Consider the following 15,319-nt stretch of genomic DNA (forward strand, 5'->3'; position numbering starts at 1 on the left):
GCTCAAGCATCACTTCTGTCCTTTTTGTGGTTCTCCCTATAAGTCTAAACTGATTTCTCAAAGCTCGTCTGGGTAACGCTTTTAAGCCTATCTTGCAGGTTTTTACACGTATCCTGTAGCTACCCCTTCGACACAAGAGCAAGCCGATCATGGTTACAGTGTTGATGCTCAAATAAGCAAGATTAGAGCTTATGCAGATTTGTATGACATTGTTTTACTTGATGTAATCATTGACGCGGGTGTATCTGCCAAGTCCTTAAAACGTGATGGTCTTACAAATGTTTTACAAATGTTAGACAGTGATGAAGCAGACGCGGTGATTATTTTCAAGTTAGATAGACTCACCCGCGATGTATCCGACTGGAACTACCTGATTAAAAATTACTTTACCGATAAGGCTTTGCTCTCAGTCAGTGACCAGATCGATACAAGAACGGCGGCGGGGCGGTTGTGTCTAAATGTTTTGATGTCAGTAGCACAATGGGAGAGAGAGGCGATCGGTGAAAGAACTTCTACAGCTTTACGTCAAAAACAATCGCAAGGTGAACACGTTGGATCACCCGCTTACGGTTACGAGATGGTTAACAAGCAATTGGTTAAGGTTGCCAGTGAGTTAGAGGTTATTGCATTTGTAAAACAAATGTCAGACGATGGTTTTACACTGACTGCGATCGCTAATGAACTCAATGAACAAGGCATTAAAACCAAGCGGGGCGGTAAGTGGCAAGCAGTACAGGTAAGCCGTGTTATTAATCGTGAGGTTGCCTAATGATCGAGATTCTGGTTAAGGTGCTTGGCTGGCAGATGGTTAGCCAAGCATTAAGGAATAGGGAGAGCGCAAAAGTCTACAGCGCTCAAAATCCTATGCTTGTAAAACAATCCTGTAAGACATTAGATGACTATTGGCTAAATGGTAATCCTAGAGAGTATTTAGAGGGTTTAGAAACTGATTTAAGGAACTGCTTAATATGTAATTTGGCTACTGATATCAGCGCTGATGTTTTGTCAGATTATGGATTAATAGAAGTCTGACAAATGTATGACTATGTAAAACATAAGGCAACCTTAACCGATTGGCTAGGGTGCTTTTTTGTTGCCAGTGGCGATCGCCTTGTTTTATGGTGACTTGTTTCTATTTTGGGCTTTTCTTGATGTTGTCAAGCTTTTTTTCTAGCTCATCTAAATCTGTAGTTACAGAGCTAGGGGCGAACCTATCTGTCAAAACTTTTGCAGTAATACCCACAAAAACTAATGCAAGTATGACAACTAATGCGATCGCCGCAGGGCTGACTTTTGACTTTTGCTTTCCCATAAATCTTTAGGTGTAAGTAACCATTACGCAAATGATTGAATTTTTTAATTTGTAGCGATCGCTATTTCAGTAAAGCCTGTGCTTTAGTCGTAACAGCATCATCCTGAAACATAACAATAATGTTAGACCCATCATCGTTTTGCCATTGATAGCTAATTGTAAGGGGCGCTCCTTTGATATCTACTCGACTTAGTTCTTTACCGCTATCACCCAAAATCGTTTTAACTTGTGAATAGGTCATACCAGTATTAATTTGGTTGTAATTTGCCATTGTGTAGCGATTAGAGCTAGAACTGATGATAGGGCTAGTAAATGAACTAGAACTACTTGGCACACTACGAAAGGGATTAAAGAAGTAGAAAGTGCCGCCTATACCGACAATCACAACAATCGCCACGTTGACATAAGCCAAAATCAGATCTTGCTGATTAGGGATTAGTTTCCCTGTAGAGTCAATATCGTTTTGACGCTCCCATTCAGATTTAATATCCCCTTCAAAATTAGAAGCAATTAGCAACTTATTAAAACCTCTTAGATTGTCTGGTTTGAGTTGCAATCTAATCTTTATCCATAGTTGATCGTAAGCAGGTTTGATGATTTTTATCCCTGTTCGAGTCAGCTTAATATTTAGAGATTTTCCAACAGGGCTAACCTTTACCGTAAGACTATTAACACTCACCACATCCTGAATTTTGTCTTGTAATACTTGTAAAGCGGTTATTTCTTGATTTTCAAGATTTGCAATAGGATGAGCGCACTGTGGACATTTGAGAGCTTTATCGGATACCTGTCTACCACATTCGGGGCATGAGATGATCGCCATAAGTGCTTATTACTAAATTTTTATAATCACAACAATATCATTTAAACAAAAAAGCATTTCACCTATATTCGGGTGGGTGCTTTTTATCTAAATGATTTTCATATTAAATCAGTATTTATTGACCGAAATGATAGTACTATTCTCAGAGTATTCTGATACTGTTCTAATACAATTTTAGTACTGAAAACATATGATTTTAGTCTGTGGCGGTATTAAGGGCGGGGTGGGTAAAACCACTGTAGCTACTAACTTAGCTGTGATGCGATCGCTATCAGGTAAGGATGTTTTGCTAGTTGATGCTGATGCACAAGGAACGGCTTCTAGTTTTAGTGCTGTCAGAGATGAGACTTTACCAAGCGGATCGGGCTATACCACGATTCGCTTATCTGGTAAGGCTGTAAAAACTGATGTCGAGAGACTGGGTAAAAAACATGATGATGTGATCATCGATGTTGGTGGACAAGATACCGTCGCACAAAGAGCAGCTATGCTCATCGCTGATGTTTATATCGCACCATTTAGACCGAGCAGCTTTGACCTATGGGCGATCGAAGATACAAATACTTTGGTAGCTGATGCAAAAGGCTTTAACGAAAATTTGAAAGCGATTTGTATTTTGAATATGGCAGATGCAAGCGGTAAAGATAATGCTGATGCAGCCGAAATTGTTTCAGGTATGGATAACTTGACCTTTCAAGATACCCCATTAGGCAACCGTAAAGCTTTTCGCAATGCTGCATCGTCTGGTTTATCTGTGACTGAGTTAAAACCTAGAGATGATAAGGCGATCGCAGAAATAGAAGCTTTGTATAATAGTATCTATTTAGTATGATTTTTATATTGTTTTAGTATTGTTTCGATATTGTGATAACAGGATATTAGTACTATGGCTTTAAGAACAAAACCAAAGACTGAAGATGAATTTTTAGGACAAGGGGCGGTAGTTCCTACTGTGGATACACCTGCGATTGAGCCTAAACCAGTCGAGAAAACGGTAGTTAAATTTGAGGTAAGGATACCTTCTGAACTGATAGATATTATCGATATAGATCGGGGTGAAGGGTTTAAAAAAACGAGTCGCAATACTTGGTTAATTGATGCAGCCGTCAACGAGCTAAAACGTAAAGGCAAGTTGTAAAAGTCTTGCAACTGCAATCGGACTGCTAAGAAGTCCGATTGCAGTTGATCGTTACTGCCATAGGGGTTATGTGCTAAGAACGTACCCTAGGGGGCTAACTATACTTGTCTGAACCAAAAAGCACCCTAACCAATTGGTTAGGGTGCTTTTTGCTTGCAGTAGCGATCGCTGCGCTTGCTTATCTAGAAAATAAAATACTTAGACAATACTGGAACGGCTTTAGCCCCTACCCCACACTTGAGTTTTGATAGAGGCTTTAGATCCTTCCAAGATGGGGTTCTAGCAGACACAATAACCTTTGCAACTTTTGCGGGGTCTAGTTTTTTGAGCGCTGTCTCTGTGTCTCTGGCAAAAGTTAGACCTTCGATAATCTCTTTTTCTGATGAGTCTAGTAGAGACACTTGGAATAACTCTCCAGTTTCAGCAAGGATCTGAGTCTCCATTTTGTCATCGACAGCGATACACCAAACAAAATCTAGCCCTGCTTGCTTTGCAGCTTCTAGAATCAGCGTGTTATATATCGCTTCATATTCATCTTCAGATATCTGCTTAACTATGATTGGCAGAATATTTTTGTTAGAAGCTTTAAGTTTATTTGCAAGACTTTTTACTAAAGTCGCGTTTAACTTGACTTTAGAATTTGTTTCAACAAATTCACTGGGAATCCGTAGGATCTCCCCTAGCTCTAATTCGTTTAGTGATAGCTCTTCAACAATTGGCATAGCTTAGTCATCTATAAAGTTATGTTTTAAAAAAATCTCTTCAGCAAGATTTTTATAGCATTTTGTCACAGGAGAATTTGACCAACAAACAACGGGCATATGCTTAAATTCTGCAATTTTTGTCTGTGCATAGGTTTTGACTACAGTTGTACACTTGTGACCTGAAAAGCCTTTCTTTTTAAGCTCTTCATCAATAAATTTATCTAAGGTAGCGCCGCTATCTGGAGGGACATTACTGAAAACTAGCCCTAAATTCCATGTGCCTAAATGGATTTTTTCAACTTGAGATCTGTTACTCCTAACTTTAGAAAGTTGATGATAAGTATTGACACCATGATGGATTGACTTTTTACCGTAGTCTATAGGTATCAAAGTAGTGTCACTGCTATATAACACACATCTAGTAAGACTATCAGCAGCAGGGGACGTGTCTATAAAGATGTAGTCAAATTCAGATACAAGTATTTGAATGATTTTCTTAAAACTTTGGATCTGCTTAATATCTTTTCTATCCCTAAATTTAGCTAGAGAGTCAGAACCAATAGGAAGTACAGATATTTTTAACTGTGTACGCTCTGTTGTGGGAAAGACTCGATGTTGAATAGCTTCTGAGAGGATTTTTTTAGCCTCATCAAGTTTATTTTTATCAACATTATCAACACAATCTTCTATCCAGTGATTAAAGTGATCTGGATTTAGACCGACTCCGATTGTTAAATCAGTTTGTTCATCAAGATCGATTAATAAGACTTTTTTCCCAGCATCAGCTAAAGCGGCTCCTAAATTTATCGTGTTAGTAGTTTTGGATACGCCGCCCTTTTGGTTCCAGACTGATGTAACTAAGGCTCTACGGGGATTTCTTAAGCAGTATTCAAGCTGTTGCATTAGCTTAGGGATACTCTCTGCCTTAAATCTTTGGATATCGCTTAGAGGCATTACCAAGCCATCGACACGCCGCCATAGTTGAAAAAAATCACCATTGAACACTAAGCCAAAAGTTGCCAGTTTTTCGGGAGAGACTACATCTTTATCAAGATATTGTTTAATGCCGTTATTATTCGGTTTGTCTTTATAGCCTACTGATTCTCGATACAAAGGATGTTGTTTACAGAGTTTAAAAAATTCTTCATCTGTCGCATCTGCCAAATTTTGCACACGCCTTTTATTTTCAAAAACCAATACAGGCGGCTTTGTTTTGTCAGCGTCTGAATACACTAATCTGTCTGGTTTAAGACCTTGCCCAATCTGAGGTGTAGTTTCTATTTGATCGAATTTCAGCCCCAATGACGCAAAAATAACTGAAATAAGATCGGATTCTAGTGATGCTTCTGGATAAACTTTTGGGATCTGCTCCCAACGTTTTATAAGCTCTTGGTAATTTTTAGCCATTGTCTAAATTTGTTTAGCTGGTCTTATCGTCTCACTTTGTTGGTACTTTTTTAACAGAAAAAAATCAGCTTGGAATAAAAATAATTTTATTCGTACCAAGTTATTACCAAGTTTGCGCGGGGGTATCCAAAGGGGGTGTCCCCTTTTGGCAAGCGTCATGTTGCTGTTGGATAAAAATCAAGCGTTAGTGCGATTTCTTGTCCGACAAGCAACATAGCTTGCCGAGATTTTTACACATACCTCAAATGACGCAAACTCGTTGTTAGCGCGTTACCGAAAAATACAAGAACAGTGTAAAACCGCACAAACTTGTTATGGCAAAAATAAAAATACGTCACAAACATTTCACAAAATAAAACTCTAGAGCATCATCAGAACCTCTCACAATGCCATAACCTTTGTCTGCAAGCCATTGAAAATATTGTCTAATTTCGGGCGCGGGTGTATCGCGAAAAAGTCTGATAGAGCTTTGAATTTTTCGTGCTGACACAAAATCATTTTGCTTTTGGGCATACTCTAAAATCGCCTCTAGCGGTGCTGACAATTTCGATTGTGCTGACGTGCTGACAAGGGTTGACGGTGTGTCTATTGCCTCAAAACTAGGCTGTAGAGTGTCAGCAATAGAATTTGTCAGCAATGCGTAATCACTTGGCATTGATAGGACGGGCATAGCTACGCGATCGCTTAGTTGTGGGATAACACAAGGCAAGTTACCAAGCATTGCGGGGCGATCGGCATTTTCGATTGCTGATTTAATTTGTTCATCCTTCAGTGACTTGGCATGATCCAGCGCAAACTCACCTAATCGGATAAAGCAAAAATTATCTCTAACCGATCCTTCCCCCTCTAAACCGATCGCCTTAACTTCTGGTGATTGAGTCAGGACTACGAGCCTTAAAGAAACTTTACGAGCCTCTCTAGATATCAATTTCATCCAACTAGAGGCAACCTTACCCGCTTCTAAACTGGCAATAATCGCGGGGTACTCATCACAAATTATGACGATTGGCTCAAAAGCCTTAGCACCCTTTGACCTTGCATCATAGCGGCGTTGCATCAACTCTAGAATTACTCCCATAATTTCAGCAATTTCACCATAGTTTCGAGATGCACCAAATACAGGCAAGTTTCCCCAATCATCAGGGGCGGCGTGAGGATCGATAACGATTGTGTATGCTGTGCAATTTGCTGCAAGATGCTTGGCTAGGGTGCTTTTACCGTCTCCTGTAGAACCTAAGAGCATACAGTGAGGTTTTGATAGGGCTTGCTTCACATCAGCAAACTTGACGGGCGCGGGTGTGTCGATTGGTGCTAGTGGCTGTGCGATCGCTACTTCTCTACGGGGCGGCTGTAAACTTGCATCTAGCCACTGTGCATAACCTTTATGGCTTTGAGCTTCACTAATCGAACCGTATCCACTGGCATACAAGGCAAGCCGATCTAGTCGATTACTGACTGCAAATAGTACGGGTGCGATCGCCACGTTAATTAATTTCTGGGATATGTGAGACGGGATGAAGGTAGCCAAGCATGAGGCGATCGCACAGCCATAAATGATATGACTTGACCATGAGGCATAGCGTATAACCTTGTCTGAGAGCAGTATCTGGGAATTGTGGAAGGTGTCGCGGGTAAAGTTTGTCATGATGATTATTGTTAGTAAAAAACCGCTAGAGATTAGCGGTTAATGTTAGTTAAATGATTGAGAGTTAATCGGGCGGTGTGTATGCTTTTCCTGCTCTCAGTAAGCTTTCTAACCTGTAGACTTCATCGTTAAGCTGTCTATCCGTAAAGACTTTTAACTCCTTTGTGTCGATAGTGAGGCGATACCCGCTTAGAGCCTTAATGTACCGATCCTCTAGTTCCTTGCGAGTTGGTTTAGGAATAGCAGGGGCGGCGGCGGGTGTGGTTTGAGCTTGTAGGTTTTGAGGTTGTCGAGTTAATTCGCTGATGAAATAACCCGCGATACTGCCAATAGCTAGGCAAGTAAACCCAGTGGCGATAAAGGTTTTAATCATATTCACTAACCCTCATTTCGTTGCAAGAGTTAGCAATTAGGAGTAATCCCACAGCGCACAGCACAAAGGGAGATGCGATTAACAGCAAGGGTATTGCTATGGCAACTGATAGGAAAGCGATCGCTATGACGACATTGTTAAAGGCTGAAAATCGTTTTTTAAGCTTGGCTGCTCTACGCTTCACTCGATAGGCGCGGGGTTTGGTGCTGATGATTTTAAGCATCGGTAGCACCCTCACTGACTGCCATTGCTTCGATCTCATTGGTAATCATGGGAGAGCCATCGGTAGGCAATATCTGAGATTGAAACCATTTAAAAAGCCGTGCGGGTGCTTTTTTGAGTAATGCCTGTTTGACCTTCTGCCAGTCCACTGAATCTAAAAGTTGATCGGCGATCGCATCTTCGAGATTTATGTCAGTGATGAGAGGGGCGGCGCTTTGCACTACTAGATCGGGTGCTGTAGCCTGTTTAGCTGGTTTTGCTGCCATAATTAATTTACCTATTTGAACAATGGGTACAAAGGCGATCGCTGTGTTTTCGAGGCAGTGCGATCGCTTTTGCTGTTTTTGATGATAACCTATGTGTAGCAAAATGCAGCAAACTACTACACAGTAAAGGGTTTAATATGTTTCAAACTGCTACAAAATGTTTAGAAATGCCAAAACGATTAGCTGTCACGGTTGATGACAAACAGCACAAATTATTAGAGGAGATTGCTGATAAAGAAAAGAGATCGCTTTCTGGTCAACTTGCCAAAATTGTTAGTGATTGGTTAGAGGAGTATCAAAAAGATCGCACTAAAGGCAAGAAGTCATGAGTGAATCTATCAAAGCAACCCGCGCTACTGTGGCGATCGGGGCGTTAAATGTCGATGGCTATATGTTGCCTGACGGTAGTTACCGTATGTCTCAGACACAGGCGGCTGAAACTGTCGGAAAAGAAGAATTTAACGCACGGGATTTTTTAGCGTCTAAGACCTTCAAACGCTTAAGCGGTGAAGGTTATACGGACGGGAAATTTGTCGAGATTGAGTCAGAATCTACTCAAGTTAGAGGGCAAAGTCGTTTTAGAGCTTTACCTCTAGAGGTCGTGGTTATCTATTGGGTATACCAGTGCTATCGCGGTAACAAACAGGCTTTTTCACTGTTGATTGCCCTTGCTACTGAATCTCTAGAGCGTAGGTTTGATAATGCTTTTGGTGTGGTTCGCACTGAACAAGAGCGCAACGATATCACTACAGCAAGAATCAAGGCTCTCGAAAGTGACCTTGCTAATTTGGGTGAAGGCTTTGCGATCGATGACGATATCCGCCGTGAGCGTGATTATTTTGAGTCACTGCTTAAACAAAGTGGTATCGATCCTTATGGGTTGCCAAGTGGCAATCGCGCCAATAGCAAAGGAGAAAAATAAATGACTACCTGTGGAAAAGTCCTGATTTTTCCACACACTTATCCACAGCTAATTCCTTTGCATAGCAATGGTTTGAGGCACTTTTCCACAGATTTCACAGCTTTTAATACTTTTTCTGATGATAGGTGATAGCTTAATCTCAACGCTGAAATGAGGCAACAAAAAACATACTACTGTGAAGATCGCAAAAGGAGTGAACTAACATGAAATGCTTAAATACTTGCCCTTTGATTTAATAAATCAAAGGGACGGGTAACAACTGTTAACTAAATTTTTAGTGAACTAGCATGATAAGTACTAGTACAGACTGTAATACATTTAGTATATTTTCAAAAGAAAGTGGCAACAAAGACACTAAATAGCGATCGCTGTAAAGGTTTTCGGTTTATAATACAATTATGAAATGAGGCAACAAAAGACCCCATGAAAAAAGAAAATAAACGCGACAAGTATTTTAAGTTTCGATTACTCTTAGAAGAAGTCCAAGAACTTAAAGAAATGGCAAAATCTGAAAATTTAGACCCTTCTAAATTTGTCCGTTCTCGTATTTTTTCGCAAAAAGATGCCGCCTAAAGCTTGTAGGAGAGCTTAGAGGCGGCTAAGTGATATTTGGTTGATAAATAAAGAGGTCGAAGGCTTTATTTATCGAAAATTCAACAAAACTTAGTTGCTGAAAGGGAATTAATTGACTGATTAATTACATGATCGCACATTTATTAACTGCTTGTCTAGCTGGCTAAAGTAGCGATCGATCCTCTAAGCTCTCCAAAAGACTGAAAGCGGCTGTAATCCACTATCCACAATAGTTACAGCCAAATGAATATACATAATTTTAGCACAAAACAGCTATTAACTGCACTCTCTACCCTCTACTATTTAGATCGCCACGAGTCGTTAAACTTTGCAATTCAATACTCTGTAACCCGAAAAGCGCTAGGTTTTGGCATTGGTGAGTTTAAGAAAATCTACACCGCCTATGTGAAGCAACGGGGCGCGAAGTAGATGGCTAAGGAACTATTTGAATTTAGCGATCGCTACCGTGAGGCAAAACCCGCGCCACTGGCAACAAACCACACGTTAGAGCGTGGTAAAGCATTCTTAGAGCTAATCACCCGAATTAGTGTCGAGAACCGTGCGATCGCCCTAAGCATCGTTAACCAGTTCGATTTATACGACTACAACGACTACAAAACCTCACAGGATGGGGTACGCCGCCATGTTTACTGTCACTCTGTCAGGTACAAACAGGAAACGGGTGAGACTTGGCAATTCATTGTAGAAGCTCCAAAAACCGCAAAGGGCTATAGATACCTAGCACCCGCAAAAATCGGTAACAAAGCCCTTTTACCTGATGTCCCTAGAGATATTCGTAAAGCCATAGGCAAGCGCAACGGGGTAAAAGTCCCCTTAGAAGGTAGTTTTTGGGCTTGGTACGAGCAAAACAAACAGATCCCCCTAGATATCACTGAGGGTGGTGGTAAAGGATTAGCAGGGCTATCTCATGCCTTTGTCGCGATCGCCCTTTATGGCTGTAGCTGTCTTGGCAGTCCTGATTTATTGCCATATATCAAGGGGCGCGATATCAGAATCGCTTTCGACAGTGACACAAAGCCAAGTGCAGTTAAAGCTGTCAAACAGGCATTATTCAAGCATCTCAAGCCATTATCTAAACTTGCAAAATCGGTAAAAGTTGTCACATGGGACAGCAAAAACAAAGGACTAGATGACCTATTAGCAAGCGGCGGCGCGGGTGCTTATGCCACTGCGATCGCCACTGCTAAGAGTGCAGACGATTGGCTATTTGAGCAAAATGTCGAGATTGCAAGGCAAAGGTTAGAAATTAGCGACAAACTAACCCATGACATCGAGATAACCCATGATGAGTTTAAAGCCCTTACTCATGAATCACTCAAGGCACTAACAGGCAATGCTAGAGACATCGCTATTAATGCCTTTACCCGTGCGGGTAAAACTGAGTTTGCAGCCAAAATCATCGCTAATTATCTCTATGCGATCGCCCCATTTCACCGCAAAGCATTAGCAAAAAGTGCATCAGGTGATTTGGGCTTAACCTATCGTACAGACTGCGATCGCAACGGTAAGGACTTAATAACCACTGAGGGATATGTAACCAAGTTAGGGCTATGTAATGAAGCTGTAATCTCCCTTATCAGCGCTATCAATGGCTTATTAGGTAAAGGGGCTTTTGCCTTTGGTGATGAGTTCGATCAACAGCTAGAGAGCTTGGCACTGAGTAGCACTCATGGCAAAGACGGGCGGCGGCGGTTGCATCAGCGCACCTTTGAAGACATTTTTAAAATGGCAGTGCAAACCCTAATTACCAGTGCTGACTTAACCGATTACGAGATCAACCAATTCCACAAAATGACGGGGCGCAAACCCTTTGTTATTAAGGTCAAAACTGTCAAAAAAGGTTACAAAGCCTTTATGTACCAACAGTTTGCAGACTTTTGGCAAAAATTCCATGAGGCAAGATTACAGGGCAAAAGGATATTAGTCCTATGTACCCGCAAAGAAGACGCTAAATTTTTAGCTTATGCCTATGGTGCTGTAGCAGTTCATGCTGATAATTCTGGAGACTATCAGGACTTATTAGACAAGCCGAATACTTGGCTACCGAACAATAAGCCGATCCTCATGGCAGTTAGCCCCGTATTTGGCACAGGATTTAGTATCAAAGTTGATGCTTTCGATTATGTATTCGGCTGGTTTAAAGCTGACAACATACCCGCAAAGGGCTTAATCCAATTCCTTAACCGATACCGCCCTGATGTCGAGAGGCACATTTACTGTGATTACTCATCAGGTAGATTTGACGGGCTAACCAGTGATGAGTTATTTAAGACTCGACTGGCAAAGGCAAAAGCCCAAAAGGTAAATGAGGGTGAAGCAAGCTTTATTAATCCTGACGATCCTTACTTTCACTACAAAGCCGAAACTAACTGGAGCTTGGCACATCTCAGAGCCGATCTATTTGCAAGGTTAGAGCGTGATGTCGAGACAGTCGAGTATATGCGCTCGCAACTATCCGAAAAGGAGCGCAAAGCGGTAACTAAGGAGCTAACCGCAAAGCTTAAAGAGTACCGCGCTACTTATCCTGTAAATGTTTTTGAGGGTGATAACTACACACTTGAGCAGTATCTAGCTAAAAAGGATGAACCAAATTTAAGCGAACGAGAACGCCTTGCAATCACAAAATTTGAGATTGCAGACTGGTCATGTCTCACGCCCGATCAATTGACCTTAGAACGAGTGCAACGCGATAGGAAGGGCAAAAAACGCAAGGCTGTATCTAATTTAGAAATGCAGTCTTTTCCACAAATTGCAGTCGCGATCGATAAGTCTTCAGTCGAGAAACAAACTAAGCACGGTGAAGGGATTGCACATCAGGATATTAGTCACCATGCTTTGCGGGTAGAAGCTCTCGATAAACTTGGCATAGGTGAAGTTTTGGATTTTATTTTGTCTGGCAACTCTTGGAGCGCTATCACAGTACAGGTTGAGTCGTTCACCCAAAAACTCATCGATAGCCGTGATGCTTTAGCCAAGATGGATATCAAGCTTACTTGTGGGAAAAATGCCACCATTAACGCAGTTTTTGGGGCATTGCTTAAAAACTACTTTGGACTTGAGACAGTGCGATCGCAACTGCAAAGCACCACAGGCAAAAAATACAGCGTTTACCGTCTCGATACCAAAGACTTAGAACTAACCAAAACAGATTTAATCGCAAGGTTAAAACGCAATGTTGAGAAATATGGCGAGTTAAAAGCCGATCCTCAAAAAGCTTTTGTAGAGAGGCTTTATGGCAGTCACACACCTCTTGTTAATAGTGATATACAAGAGGTGTGTGACCAACCTCAAACCGTTATAGAGAAAGAGATTAAGCCTATAGAAAAAATAGTAAATCCCACATCTATGAATATACCAACCGAAGCGATCGCCCCTGGTCCGATCGCACAGCAAACACCAAAGGAAGATTTACAGCCTATGGTGATCGCCCCTAACATTCCCCTCTTTCATGAGGTCGTTTCACCGCAACCGCACCAAAATGAGAGCTTATACGATCGCATCAGACGGTTAAACGAGCCACTAACTGAGTTTTGCCAAGTGGCATATCAGGCGGCGGCGGGTTACTAGGTTTTACCTAGGTTTTATATGGGGTAGTTGACCCAAGAAAATGCATTTTGTCCGTTTTGTGTCCGTTGCTATGTCCGTCATTTTGTCCGATCTATGTCACAAAATTTGTCACAAAAACTGGCACATAAAAACGACAAAATAAAAAAACTGCAAACACTCTCTAGCCAAGACTTTTAAGCTTTACTGTGTCGGCAAGGTGTCGGCAGAAATGTCGGCGGATACCTAAGAATAACCTAGGAATAATAGAAGAATAATATAGGGTTAATGTAGGTTTAATGTAAGGTAGCTGACATATAAAATTGTCATTTTGTCCAATTTATGTCCAATTTATGTCCACAAAAAAAGCATAGACAAAGCATAGACAAAGCATAGGTAAAAATACGGCTTTCAAAAGCTGAGAACCTTACACCGTATAGCACAGAGAGATAACGAAATTTTAACTACTGTGCTAGCTCCAAAACAGGGGTAAAACCAGTATGAAAGTAGTGTAAGAGTATAACTTAAAAACATGCTTTCAGAACCTGAAAGCCATACAGCGCAAAGGATAGAGAGAAAACGAAATTTTAACTATCACACTATGCCAAAACCGTACCAAAACACCACCAAAAATACACAAAAAAATAAGCTCCACAAGGCTCAAAAACCTTACGGGGTATGCAATCCTACCTTGATAAAATCAAAGCCTACAGCGCTTAAATTAGGCTATAGGCTTAAAACGGTTGCTATGTATGGGTTTTAGCTGTCGATGAGGGCATACATACCCGATCCGCGCTCCTTAATCATGAATCCGTACATTTTTGCATTCTGCTTGAGTGAGTTTGCTTTTAAGGGGCGATCGCTAGGATGAGTAGAGTTATAAAAATTCACAGCTTCATCTAAGGTAAATCTTCTATCAGCATCCGATTTTGTGGATCGCTTCTTAGTTAATTTTGGCTTTGCAGTCGCGGCGATCGCATCGCTCAAAGTCTCATTATCTAAGGATTTTTCAATCGTAGGAGCTGCGATAGTCGATTGCTTCTTAGTTCCCTTTTTAGCCGCCTTATCTAAATCCTTTTGTGTAAAATTGCCACTAAGAGTTAGGACTGTTTCTTCTCTAGGTGGGAGAGAGATCCCAGATTTTTCTAGTTGATCGCGGTGGTAATCCTGTATCTCGATCTGCAAATCATTTATTTTATGTGTCTTGTTCGATATCTCCTTTTTATGGTGTTCAATCTCATTATCTTTAATGCCAATGGCATTATTAAGCCGCTTAATTTCGGTTTCAAGTTCAGTTAAGCGACTATCTTCAACTTTTTTGCGGGTGCTGTAGCCTCCGTGCGAGTTTCAAGAATCTCGACCTTGCCTTGCAACACTGTTAAATTAGTCCGCAAATTTTCATACAGCAAGTCATCGGTTTTTACTGAGTGAACGTCAAGCCGAAGATTTTCAACCTGACTTAAAACAGCTTCTAGACGGCTCTCAACAGCAATATTAACAATACTCTCAATATCCACATTGTCAGACACTTGTTTTACATTGTCAGACTTATCAAAAAAACGCTCTCTAAGGACTGCAATGATCGCGCCGCCTATATTTGCATCACCGCCCCTAACCATACCTTTATCAGTGGCATAGCTATTTAACTCATTGAGTAAGTCGAGAGGCAAGCGAACCGACACCGCCTTAGTGTCTACCATAATGTTTTACTCATGCTTTACTTTATGTTTTACATCATAGCATATTGTCATACTCTGTAAAGCAAAATGTAATACATAGATAAAATACTATGTAAACCATAGAGTCATACAGAGTTTTACAAAACCGCTCCCTTTTGTAAAACCGTGTAAAACTTTTGTCAAACAAAATAAGTATGTTTTACAAATTGTCATACAAAATGCTTTACATTAGATTATATGTATGACATACTGTTTTACATAAAGTAAGACAAAGTAAACAAATGACTAAGGCAGTAGGTTATGTGAGAGTTTCGAGGGGTAGCTACAGGATACGTGTAAAAACCTGCAAGATAGCCTTCAAATATAGACCAGTCATACATTTGAGCTATACCGAATCAAGAGGGATTAAAATAGCACCTTCCAAGGGAAATGGAATAGATTGCAAATCAATCACAAAATCGCCATAGCGCTTCAAATGCCTCGTCAAGTAAGGGCTGAGAGTCACCAACATCGAACGATCAAACTTGAAACCCTCCGCCTTGAGTTGCTGAATCACGAGAGAAAGGGGTAGCTACAGGATACGTGTAAAAACCTGCAAGATAGCCTTCAAATATAGACCAGTCATACATTTGAGCTATACCGAATCAAGAGGGATTAAAATAGCACCTTCCAAGGGAAATGGAATAGATTG

The 15,319-nt window shown here is 40.9% G+C and carries 21 protein-coding genes and 1 pseudogene; 11 read left to right on the top strand and 11 right to left on the bottom strand.

Annotated features, from left to right (window positions below):
* Positions 1-139: 139 nt before the first annotated feature.
* From VB775_RS09715 to VB775_RS09725, 3 genes and pseudogenes are all read left to right on the top strand, one after another.
* A pseudogene (locus tag VB775_RS09715) lies at positions 140-535 on the top strand (recombinase family protein); the annotation flags it as partial.
* A 42-nt stretch (positions 536-577) separates the two neighbouring features.
* Complete coding sequence (locus VB775_RS09720; protein WP_281009629.1) at positions 578-769, top strand: recombinase family protein; 192 nt, start codon at positions 578-580, stop codon at positions 767-769.
* Complete coding sequence (locus VB775_RS09725; RefSeq protein WP_281009596.1) at positions 769-1,032, top strand: hypothetical protein; 264 nt, start codon at positions 769-771, stop codon at positions 1,030-1,032. Before VB775_RS09720 ends, VB775_RS09725 begins: the two co-directional genes overlap by 1 nt.
* Positions 1,033-1,132: 100 nt before the next feature.
* Here VB775_RS09725 and VB775_RS09730 read toward each other — a convergent pair whose 3' ends face one another.
* The gene (locus VB775_RS09730) at positions 1,133-1,312 is read right to left on the bottom strand and encodes a hypothetical protein (protein WP_281009595.1); all 180 of its coding nucleotides are present in this window, start codon (positions 1,310-1,312) and stop codon (positions 1,133-1,135) included.
* A gap of 61 nt (positions 1,313-1,373) precedes the next feature.
* On the bottom strand, positions 1,374-2,135 hold the full coding sequence (locus VB775_RS09735; RefSeq protein WP_281009594.1) for a zinc ribbon domain-containing protein: 762 nt from the start codon (positions 2,133-2,135) through the stop codon (positions 1,374-1,376).
* A gap of 190 nt (positions 2,136-2,325) precedes the next feature.
* Between VB775_RS09735 and VB775_RS09740 the strand changes: the two genes are divergently transcribed.
* Together VB775_RS09740 and VB775_RS09745 are read left to right on the top strand one after the other, a co-directional pair.
* Positions 2,326-2,967 (top strand): AAA family ATPase, encoded by a 642-nt coding sequence (locus tag VB775_RS09740; protein WP_281009593.1) that lies wholly within the window; start codon positions 2,326-2,328, stop codon positions 2,965-2,967.
* 54 nt (positions 2,968-3,021) lie between these two features.
* Positions 3,022-3,273, top strand: coding sequence for a hypothetical protein (locus VB775_RS09745; protein ID WP_281009592.1), 252 nt, complete (start codon positions 3,022-3,024; stop codon positions 3,271-3,273).
* A gap of 182 nt (positions 3,274-3,455) precedes the next feature.
* Here the strand turns inward: VB775_RS09745 and VB775_RS09750 are convergent, their stop codons facing one another.
* The 6 genes from VB775_RS09750 to VB775_RS09775 all read right to left on the bottom strand — a co-directional run bounded on the left by VB775_RS09750 (position 3,456) and on the right by VB775_RS09775 (position 7,992).
* On the bottom strand, positions 3,456-3,995 hold the full coding sequence (locus tag VB775_RS09750; protein WP_281009591.1) for a hypothetical protein: 540 nt from the start codon (positions 3,993-3,995) through the stop codon (positions 3,456-3,458).
* 3 nt (positions 3,996-3,998) lie between these two features.
* Positions 3,999-5,384: a ParA family protein gene (locus VB775_RS09755; RefSeq protein WP_281009590.1), complete on the bottom strand. Its 1,386-nt coding sequence runs from the start codon at positions 5,382-5,384 to the stop codon at positions 3,999-4,001.
* Positions 5,385-5,718: 334 nt separating this feature from the next.
* The gene (locus tag VB775_RS09760) at positions 5,719-7,029 is read right to left on the bottom strand and encodes a type IV secretory system conjugative DNA transfer family protein (RefSeq protein ID WP_281009589.1); all 1,311 of its coding nucleotides are present in this window, start codon (positions 7,027-7,029) and stop codon (positions 5,719-5,721) included.
* A gap of 64 nt (positions 7,030-7,093) precedes the next feature.
* The gene (locus VB775_RS09765) at positions 7,094-7,402 is read right to left on the bottom strand and encodes a hypothetical protein (RefSeq protein ID WP_281009588.1); all 309 of its coding nucleotides are present in this window, start codon (positions 7,400-7,402) and stop codon (positions 7,094-7,096) included.
* On the bottom strand, positions 7,395-7,625 hold the full coding sequence (locus VB775_RS09770; RefSeq protein WP_281009587.1) for a hypothetical protein: 231 nt from the start codon (positions 7,623-7,625) through the stop codon (positions 7,395-7,397). The genes VB775_RS09765 and VB775_RS09770 overlap by 8 nt, the downstream gene beginning before the upstream one ends.
* Entirely contained in the window at positions 7,618-7,992 is a 375-nt protein-coding gene (locus VB775_RS09775) for a hypothetical protein (RefSeq protein WP_323216750.1), read from the bottom strand. The genes VB775_RS09770 and VB775_RS09775 overlap by 8 nt, the downstream gene beginning before the upstream one ends.
* 35 nt (positions 7,993-8,027) lie before the next feature.
* Between VB775_RS09775 and VB775_RS09780 the strand changes: the two genes are divergently transcribed.
* The 6 genes from VB775_RS09780 (at position 8,028) to VB775_RS09805 (ending at position 13,712) form a co-directional block, all read left to right on the top strand.
* Positions 8,028-8,219 (top strand): hypothetical protein, encoded by a 192-nt coding sequence (locus VB775_RS09780; protein WP_281009585.1) that lies wholly within the window; start codon positions 8,028-8,030, stop codon positions 8,217-8,219.
* The gene (locus tag VB775_RS09785) at positions 8,216-8,812 is read left to right on the top strand and encodes a hypothetical protein (protein ID WP_281009584.1); all 597 of its coding nucleotides are present in this window, start codon (positions 8,216-8,218) and stop codon (positions 8,810-8,812) included. The genes VB775_RS09780 and VB775_RS09785 overlap by 4 nt, the downstream gene beginning before the upstream one ends.
* Before the next feature lie 423 nt (positions 8,813-9,235).
* Positions 9,236-9,385 (top strand): plasmid mobilization protein, encoded by a 150-nt coding sequence (locus VB775_RS09790; RefSeq protein WP_281009582.1) that lies wholly within the window; start codon positions 9,236-9,238, stop codon positions 9,383-9,385.
* 243 nt (positions 9,386-9,628) lie between these two features.
* On the top strand, positions 9,629-9,814 hold the full coding sequence (locus VB775_RS09795) for a hypothetical protein (RefSeq protein WP_281009581.1): 186 nt from the start codon (positions 9,629-9,631) through the stop codon (positions 9,812-9,814).
* Positions 9,815-12,973: a DUF3854 domain-containing protein gene (locus VB775_RS09800; RefSeq protein WP_281009580.1), complete on the top strand. Its 3,159-nt coding sequence runs from the start codon at positions 9,815-9,817 to the stop codon at positions 12,971-12,973.
* Positions 12,974-13,481: 508 nt separating this feature from the next.
* The gene (locus tag VB775_RS09805; RefSeq protein ID WP_281009579.1) at positions 13,482-13,712 is read left to right on the top strand and encodes a hypothetical protein; all 231 of its coding nucleotides are present in this window, start codon (positions 13,482-13,484) and stop codon (positions 13,710-13,712) included.
* Here VB775_RS09805 and VB775_RS09810 read toward each other — a convergent pair.
* The 3 genes from VB775_RS09810 to VB775_RS09820 form a co-directional block, all read right to left on the bottom strand.
* Positions 13,709-14,134, bottom strand: coding sequence for a hypothetical protein (locus VB775_RS09810; protein ID WP_281009578.1), 426 nt, complete (start codon positions 14,132-14,134; stop codon positions 13,709-13,711). The genes VB775_RS09805 and VB775_RS09810 overlap by 4 nt on opposite strands.
* 110 nt (positions 14,135-14,244) lie before the next feature.
* Complete coding sequence (locus VB775_RS09815) at positions 14,245-14,649, bottom strand: hypothetical protein (RefSeq protein ID WP_281009577.1); 405 nt, start codon at positions 14,647-14,649, stop codon at positions 14,245-14,247.
* 364 nt (positions 14,650-15,013) lie between these two features.
* Positions 15,014-15,184, bottom strand: a complete 171-nt coding sequence (locus VB775_RS09820) for a hypothetical protein (protein ID WP_281009576.1) — start codon at positions 15,182-15,184, stop codon at positions 15,014-15,016.
* Positions 15,185-15,319: the final 135 nt, after the last annotated feature.

This window comes from Pseudanabaena sp. CCNP1317 (assembly GCF_034931345.1).
Classification (GTDB): Bacteria; Cyanobacteriota; Cyanobacteriia; order Pseudanabaenales; family Pseudanabaenaceae; genus Pseudanabaena; species Pseudanabaena galeata.

Excerpts from the sequence above, each read along its gene's own strand:
- VB775_RS09720 (WP_281009629.1), top strand. The coding sequence starts at position 578 with ATGGTTAACAAGCAATTGGTTAAGGTTGCCAGTGAGTTAGAGGTTATT.
- VB775_RS09725 (WP_281009596.1), top strand. The coding sequence starts at position 769 with ATGATCGAGATTCTGGTTAAGGTGCTTGGCTGGCAGATGGTTAGCCAA.
- VB775_RS09730 (WP_281009595.1), bottom strand. The coding sequence starts at position 1,312 with ATGGGAAAGCAAAAGTCAAAAGTCAGCCCTGCGGCGATCGCATTAGTT.
- VB775_RS09735 (WP_281009594.1), bottom strand. The coding sequence starts at position 2,135 with ATGGCGATCATCTCATGCCCCGAATGTGGTAGACAGGTATCCGATAAA.
- VB775_RS09740 (WP_281009593.1), top strand. The coding sequence starts at position 2,326 with ATGATTTTAGTCTGTGGCGGTATTAAGGGCGGGGTGGGTAAAACCACT.
- VB775_RS09745 (WP_281009592.1), top strand. The coding sequence starts at position 3,022 with ATGGCTTTAAGAACAAAACCAAAGACTGAAGATGAATTTTTAGGACAA.
- VB775_RS09750 (WP_281009591.1), bottom strand. The coding sequence starts at position 3,995 with ATGCCAATTGTTGAAGAGCTATCACTAAACGAATTAGAGCTAGGGGAG.
- VB775_RS09755 (WP_281009590.1), bottom strand. The coding sequence starts at position 5,384 with ATGGCTAAAAATTACCAAGAGCTTATAAAACGTTGGGAGCAGATCCCA.
- VB775_RS09760 (WP_281009589.1), bottom strand. The coding sequence starts at position 7,029 with ATGACAAACTTTACCCGCGACACCTTCCACAATTCCCAGATACTGCTC.
- VB775_RS09765 (WP_281009588.1), bottom strand. The coding sequence starts at position 7,402 with ATGATTAAAACCTTTATCGCCACTGGGTTTACTTGCCTAGCTATTGGC.
- VB775_RS09770 (WP_281009587.1), bottom strand. The coding sequence starts at position 7,625 with ATGCTTAAAATCATCAGCACCAAACCCCGCGCCTATCGAGTGAAGCGT.
- VB775_RS09780 (WP_281009585.1), top strand. The coding sequence starts at position 8,028 with ATGTTTCAAACTGCTACAAAATGTTTAGAAATGCCAAAACGATTAGCT.
- VB775_RS09785 (WP_281009584.1), top strand. The coding sequence starts at position 8,216 with ATGAGTGAATCTATCAAAGCAACCCGCGCTACTGTGGCGATCGGGGCG.
- VB775_RS09790 (WP_281009582.1), top strand. The coding sequence starts at position 9,236 with ATGAAAAAAGAAAATAAACGCGACAAGTATTTTAAGTTTCGATTACTC.
- VB775_RS09795 (WP_281009581.1), top strand. The coding sequence starts at position 9,629 with ATGAATATACATAATTTTAGCACAAAACAGCTATTAACTGCACTCTCT.
- VB775_RS09800 (WP_281009580.1), top strand. The coding sequence starts at position 9,815 with ATGGCTAAGGAACTATTTGAATTTAGCGATCGCTACCGTGAGGCAAAA.
- VB775_RS09805 (WP_281009579.1), top strand. The coding sequence starts at position 13,482 with ATGCTTTCAGAACCTGAAAGCCATACAGCGCAAAGGATAGAGAGAAAA.
- VB775_RS09815 (WP_281009577.1), bottom strand. The coding sequence starts at position 14,649 with ATGGTAGACACTAAGGCGGTGTCGGTTCGCTTGCCTCTCGACTTACTC.